At 69.8% G+C, this 516-nt stretch carries 1 protein-coding gene; it reads right to left on the bottom strand.

Going from position 1 to position 516, the window contains the following annotated elements; translation table 11 throughout:
• On the bottom strand, positions 1-516 hold a 516-nt coding region (locus ACEN88_RS33990; RefSeq protein ID WP_413346775.1), incomplete at both ends, for an SDR family NAD(P)-dependent oxidoreductase.

Below are 516 nucleotides of genomic sequence, written 5' to 3'. Positions count from 1 at the left end.
GGATGCGCGCGAGGATGGCCGGCTCGCGCACCGGGTCCGCGCGCAGGGCCGCCGTGTTGTTCGTGTCGAAGTAGCCGGGCGCGATGGCGTTGACGTTGATGCCTTGCGCGGCCCATTCGTTGGCCAGCGCGCGCGTGAGGCCCGCGACGGCGCTCTTGCTCGCCGTGTAGGCCGGCACGCGGATGCCGCCCTGGAACGACAGCAGCGACGCGATGTTGACGATCTTGCCGCCGCCGTTTTTCGCCATGTGGCGCGCCGCGGCCTGAGACACGAAGAAGACGGATTTCAGGTTGGTGTCGATGACGGCGTCCCAGTCTGCCTCCTCGACGTCGAGGCTGTCGGCGCGGCGGATGATGCCGGCATTGTTGACGACGATGTCGAGCCGGCCGTTAAGGGCGACCGCGGCATCGACGACATCGCGCACGGGTGCCGTGGACGACAGGTCGGCGTGCACGTCGAGGAAGCGGCGGCCCAGCGCGCGGACTTGCGTGGCCGTGTCGTCGGCGGGACTGCGAC

This window comes from Massilia sp. CT11-108 (assembly GCF_047302915.1).
Lineage (GTDB): Bacteria > Pseudomonadota > Gammaproteobacteria > Burkholderiales > Burkholderiaceae_D > Telluria > Telluria orientalis.
This window is presented reverse-complemented; position numbering and strand designations above follow the sequence as displayed.